The following is a 6,169-nucleotide window of genomic DNA, read 5'->3' as shown; positions in this document are numbered from 1 at the left end:
CGCCAGTACCGGCGGCGCCGGCTCCCGAGGCAAGCGTTAAGGCTGAGGCACCCACAACCCACTTGATGCGATTCATCATAATGTTCATCCCCTATCCCGTTAAACGACCGACACGACACGAAACATGCCTGCGTCCATGTGGTACAGAAGGTGGCAATGGAAAGCCCAGTCACCCGGTGCATCCGCTGTGATCAGCGCGGATACACGCTCGCCGGGTTTGACGGAAATCGTGTGTTTGCGTGGACGATATTCACCTGCACCGGTTTCCAGTTCCATCCACATGCCATGCAGGTGAATGGGGTGATCCATCATCGAGTCGTTGACGAGGATCAATCGCAGGCGCTCGCCATGGTAGAACTTGACCGGGCCATCGACTTCAGAGAACTTTTTGCCGTCGAACGACCACATGTAACGTTCCATATTGCCGGTAAGGTGCAGTTCCACCTCGCGTTCGGCCGGGCGCTTGTCGGGCCAGCCCTCAATGCTCTGCAACTGGGAATAAGTCAGCACCCGATGGTTGGCTGTTTCAAAGCCTACACCAGGGTCATCCAGACGCGATTGCGGGCTGGAAGCCACCATGGCCGCCCCGGGACCGTGATTATCAGGGCCATGGGATATCGGCCGACCCGCCGTCGGGACCTCATTCATCGTTGCTTTGTCCGAGCTCATCTTGTTCATTCCCGAGTCGGCGCCATTCATCATCATTTGGCCATGGGCTTTGTCGTTGCTGCCTGACATCATTTCCATCTTGCCACCCATGTCCATGCCGCTGTCCATGTTCATATCGCCGTCCTTGCCCATGGCGCCCATGCTCATCGCGCCCATGCCCATGGCGGCCATACCGCGCTCGGTTCGCGGATACATGGGCGGTACTGGCGCCTCCATTCCCTTGCGGGTGGCTAACGTTCCGCGCACATACCCCGACCGATCCTGTGACTGGGCAAACACGGTGTGAGCCGTGTCGGTTGGCTGTACAATCACGTCGTAGGTTTCCGCCACGCCAATGCGGAATTCATCCGTTTCAACGGGTTGCACTGGTTGGCCGTCAGCGGAAATAACCGTCATCGGGAGGCCCGGGACACGGACATCAAAGAAGGTCATCGCCGAGGCATTGATGAATCTCAGGCGAATTTTCTCGCCGGGACGGAACAGCCCGGTCCAGTTACTGGCAGAAGGCGATCCGTTCATCAGGTAGGTATATTCAGAAGCGGTTACATCCAGAATATCCCGGGGGCTCATTCGCATTCTGCCCCACATGCCGGCTTTGCTCCACGCAGCATCCCAGCCCATGGTTTCAACATCCTTGAAGAAGTCGCTAACGGTGCGCTGGTTGTAGTTATAGTAGCCCTCTGCCACTTTCAGGTTGCGGAATACGTCCTCGGGAGAGTCAAAGGTCCAGTCAGATAGAACCACAACGTATTCGCGATCATAGGCCACCGATTCGGGCTCGGCAGGATCAATGATAATCGGCCCATAGTGGCCTAGCTGTTCCTGAAGGCCAGAGTGGCTGTGGTACCAGTAGGTGCCATGCTGTTCGACCGGGAAACGGTACTCAAACGTTTCGCCGGGCATGATGCCGGGAAAGCTGACGCCAGGAACGCCATCCATCTGGTACGGCAGAATCAGACCGTGCCAGTGAATGGATGTTGCCTCCGGTAGCGTATTGGTGACACGCAAGATTGCCTCGCGCCCCTGTTTGAGGCGCACCAGAGGCGCTGGCAGAGTGCCGTTGATGGTGATGGGCTGTTCCGAGACTGTGCCCCCTATCTTGAGAGGTGTTCTCGCGACGGTCAGGTCGTAGATGTCAGCGCCATTACGCACGGTGTGAAATGCGTTCGTGTTGTCCAGTTGTCCTCTAGCATAGGCCGGCAACAAGCTGTCGAAACCGGCAAGAAGTCCCATCGTGGCAGCTCCTTGGATAAGGCGCCGCCTGGACATACCTGCATAGAAATGTCTATCGCTCATAGGTTGCTCCTAAAACCATGTATATACAGCTTCTTGCGTTCGTGACTCGATTATTGATGCTACCCGGTGCAACTGAAATCAAACTGAAAAGTCGACCGGTAACCCCCCATTTTTAACGGGTTGCTGTTTTTCTGGGGAGTTGCCGTTACTGGTACAATCCATGGCAGACTGGCGAAACTTTCCCACCACGAAAAACGGCGCTTACAAATGAAAATTCTGATTGTTGAGGACAATGCGGTACTTGCCAAAAAAATATCGGACTGGCTTGCGCAGGCGCACTACACAGTCGATGTCGCCAAAACCGGCAAAGAAGCAGACTCGTTGATTGAAACAAGCTCCTACCAGGCCGTTATTCTCGATATCGGACTGCCCGATGAAAATGGACTGTCTTTAATGCAAAGATGGAGAAAAAACGGGAAAAAAGAGGCCATCCTTATTCTGACCGCACGCTCCAACTGGACTGAGAGAGTAGAAGGGTTGAACGCGGGTGCCGACGATTACCTTCCCAAACCGTTTGAGTTTGATGAACTGAAAGCCCGGCTCAATGCAATTATCCGAAGGAAGGATGGCAGAACAACAGATCAAATCAGTGTCGACGGATTTCGTCTCAACGCCAGCTACCGAACGCTGACCACGCCCGACCAGAAAGAGTTCAGACTGACAGCCACTGAATTCCGCCTTTTGCAGTGTTTCCTGCGTTCACCAGACAGGGTATTTTCACAGGATGAACTGGTTGAAACCCTCTACAACATTGAAAGATGTCCCACCAGGAATGTTGTTCAGGTCTATATAGCCAGGCTCAGAAAAATAATAGGGGGCAATAAAATCAAGACTTTGCGTGGCCAGGGCTACCTCTTCGAAAAAGATCCTACTGGCTGAACGCCCGAACGAACCAGGTCAACATATGCCAGCTCCAAAGAGTATCCGAAGAACAGCCATTCAGTATGGGGCTGTTTTCAGCCTCGTCTATTTCACCCTGATATTCTTTTCACATGCCTACGTGATAAAACAACTATCGGACGAGTCCAGGAAACAACACCTGAGTAAAGAGCTGGAAAACTTTCAGGCAATCATTGAAGCCGAGTCCCCGACAACTGACGACCTCAGGAACATGATCCATCAGTTTGAAATGCTTCTGGGGCATGCCATCATCATCGAAACGGCAGGCGGGAGCGTCCTGACGAGCAACAACTTTGACCTGAGCCAAATGCAGGGCGTTGTGGATAAGCCCGAGGGTTTTATTCACATAGCGCAGGGCGCGAACACGCTTTTTGGGCTTAGACGTACGTTCACTGCTACTGGAAAGCTGGCCTCAATCACCGTTCTTGAAACCGAGGGGGCGCTCTCTGAACGACCGCTGAAGGCCCACCTGACATTGCTCGGTGCCTCGGCCGTTCTTCTGGCGATACTGCTGGCACTGATTGGAACCACCACACATCTGACGTTAAAGCCCATCAGTAGGATAAAAGAGGACCTGAGACGGCTCCAATCCGGGAAACAAAGTCGTCTGAACCCTCACGTGCCGGAAGAGTTTCGTCCGCTGATCCGGCAGCTCAATGATTTGCTCGAGCTGTCAAACCGGCGGCTGGACCGCCACCGCCGCCTGAATTCCGATCTCTCTCACCTGGTCAAAACCTCTATTTCTGCCAATCTTGCCATTTTGTCGGATATCGATACCTTGCCTCCGTCCCGGGAGGATGTTGTGTTTATGGCCTCTAACTTGCGGGAGCTTGACAAATCCCTGAAATACCGGATGAGCAAAGCAGACATATCAGGCAGACAGATGGGACGGACGTGCATGCCGGTTGAAATCACGGCAAGTGTCATCACCGTTATGGAAAAAATCTTCCCTGACACGGTTTTTCGCCTCCACACCAACTTACCTGAAAACTTCAGCTGGCCAATGGAGCGACAGGATCTTTCAGAGCTACTTGGCAATTTACTCGAAAATGGCGGGAAGTGGTGCCAGACAACCGTCGACGTTACAATCGCCCGCACGTCATCAGGACTCTCCATAGAAGTAGCGGACGATGGCCCCGGAATTTCTCCCGAGGCGGCAGCCACTGTCATGAACAGGGGTACCAGGCTGGATGAAACGGTCGCCGGTTTTGGGCTCGGATTGTCCATCGTGTCCGAGATTGTCGAAGACAACCTCGGACAGATGAACATGGGTACCTCAAAAAACGGAGGAGCCAGCATTGTCATTCTACTGCCACTTCCGGATTAGAAAACCTCCAGAAAGGCAACCGTCGATGACGCAGCGCGGCTTCTCCCATTTTTTACCGTTGGATATCACTCACCTTGGCTCTTGAAAAGCGACCGAACAGAACCGGCAAAACAAAGAGTGTCAGGAAAGTTGCAGTCACGAGACCACCAACAATCACGCTGGCCAGTGGCTTCTGGATTTCCGCTCCCACGCCCGTCGACAACAGCATCGGTATCAAGCCGAGCGCCGAGGTTATTGCTGTCATCAAGACAGGACGTAAACGGGAGACGGCACCTTCAAACACCGCGGCATCCACGTTCAACCCATCCTGTATTCGCTGATTGATGCTTTCGACCATAACGACCCCGTTAAGCACCGCCACACCAAACAGTGTGATAAATCCAACGGAACTGGGCACTGAAAGATACTGGCCGGAGACCCAGAGCGAAAAGACACCACCAATTACGGCAAGCGGCACGTTGACCAGAATCAACAGCGCTTGACCAACCGAACTGAAAGCGAAGTAGAGCAACAGCGCAATCAGCCCCAGAGATACAGGTACCACAATGGTCAATCGTTTCTGAGCTCGCTGCTGGTTTTCGAACTGACCACCAATATCCACCGAATAGCCGGGGGGAAGGTTCACTTCTGACGCGATGGTATCCTGAATATCGGCAACCACACTGCCCATGTCACGACCCTGCACATTAGACTGAATGACCACACGGCGCTGAACGTCATCGCGGCGCACCTGAGGCGGGCCGGACTCAATAGATACATCGGCCACATCACCGAGTCTCACCCAGGCTCCGGACGGCGCCTGTAACCTGAAATCGGCAATGGCATCCCGGTCTTCCCGGAAACGTTTGGCCAGACGCACATAGATATCGTACCGCTCATTTCCGTTGATGATCTGGCCCGCGGCGGCACCACCCAGTCCATCCCGGACGACACTCATCACATCAGACACGGCAAGTCCGTACCGGGAGAGTGCCTGACGGTCAGGCTGAACCACCAACTGCGCTTCACCAGCAATCTGCTCCATGGCCACGTCTCGTGTTCCCTGAACTGTTCGGACCGCCGCTTCAATCTGCTGGCCTTTCTCCGCCAGTACGTCGAGATCCGGGCCAAAGAGCTTGATGGCCAACTGCGCACGAACACCTGACAACAATTCATCAACCCGAGTCGCGATAGGCTGAGAAAAGTTAAACAGTAGCCCCGGGTGCTGTTCGAGCTTCTCCTCAAACAGGGCCTGCAATTCATAGCGATTACTGGCGCTGGTCCACTCCGAAGTTGGTTTTAAGCCAATATAGATCTCTATATTGTTAACGGGCTCCGGGTCGCCACCTATTTCTGCTCGGCCAGCCCGGGAGAGAGCGTAAGTCACTTCTGGAAACTCCATCAACATGGCTTCCAATTTTGGCGCAACTTCAAGCGCCGTATCAAGGCTTGATGAAGGGGCCAGCGTAACCCGGAGGTTGATCGTTCCCTCTTCCAGCTCAGGGACAAACTCAGTGCCGAGTCGAGGCACGACCAGAGCCGCCAGCACAACAAGAACAGCCGCCGCGCCAACAACCACGCGGCTATGCTTCAGTGACCAGGCAAGCCCCATGCGATAGAGCTTTTCCAGGGGTTTTAGAATGAAGCTTTCCCGCTCCCGGATACCCTTACGGAACATGTATGACGCCAGCGCGGGTACAACCACCAGAGCAACAACCACCGCCGACACGATAGCCAGCATGATGCTGATTGCCATTGGCTGGAACAGCTTGGCTTCCACACCTTCAAAGCTGAATAAAGGCATGAAAACGACCAGGATAATCGCCGTCGCGAAAAAAATTGGTCGCGCCACTTCCCGGCCTGCCTCCTGCAGTCGAAGCGCAATGCCATGGTCATCGTGTGACGCGTCCAATGGGTCAGGGTCGTTTTTCACCAATTCATCCCGACGGGCGTCATGCTCAGCATCCGGATGCGTCAGATGTTTGAACATGTTCTCGA

General features: G+C 54.1%; 4 protein-coding genes. 2 read left to right on the top strand and 2 right to left on the bottom strand.

From position 1 onward, the window contains the following. Nucleotides 1-99: 99 nt before the first annotated feature. Nucleotides 100-1,938, bottom strand: a complete 1,839-nt coding sequence (locus KYE_RS14050; RefSeq protein WP_050898323.1) for a copper resistance system multicopper oxidase — start codon at nucleotides 1,936-1,938, stop codon at nucleotides 100-102. A gap of 234 nt (nucleotides 1,939-2,172) precedes the next feature. Between KYE_RS14050 and KYE_RS14045 the strand changes: the two genes are divergently transcribed. Both KYE_RS14045 and KYE_RS14040 read left to right on the top strand, forming a co-directional pair. After that, nucleotides 2,173-2,844, top strand: a complete 672-nt coding sequence (locus KYE_RS14045) for a response regulator transcription factor (RefSeq protein WP_008174546.1) — start codon at nucleotides 2,173-2,175, stop codon at nucleotides 2,842-2,844. Next, the gene (locus KYE_RS14040) at nucleotides 2,804-4,192 is read left to right on the top strand and encodes an ATP-binding protein (RefSeq protein ID WP_227497845.1); all 1,389 of its coding nucleotides are present in this window, start codon (nucleotides 2,804-2,806) and stop codon (nucleotides 4,190-4,192) included. The genes KYE_RS14045 and KYE_RS14040 overlap by 41 nt, the downstream gene beginning before the upstream one ends. 52 nt (nucleotides 4,193-4,244) lie before the next feature. Here KYE_RS14040 and KYE_RS14035 read toward each other — a convergent pair. Further along, nucleotides 4,245-6,169, bottom strand: a 1,925-nt coding sequence (locus KYE_RS14035; RefSeq protein WP_008174541.1) for an efflux RND transporter permease subunit, incomplete at its 5' end; no start/stop codon positions are given.

The sequence above is a fragment of the Marinobacter manganoxydans MnI7-9 genome, from assembly GCF_000235625.1.
GTDB lineage: Bacteria > Pseudomonadota > Gammaproteobacteria > Pseudomonadales > Oleiphilaceae > Marinobacter > Marinobacter manganoxydans.
This window is presented reverse-complemented; position numbering and strand designations above follow the sequence as displayed.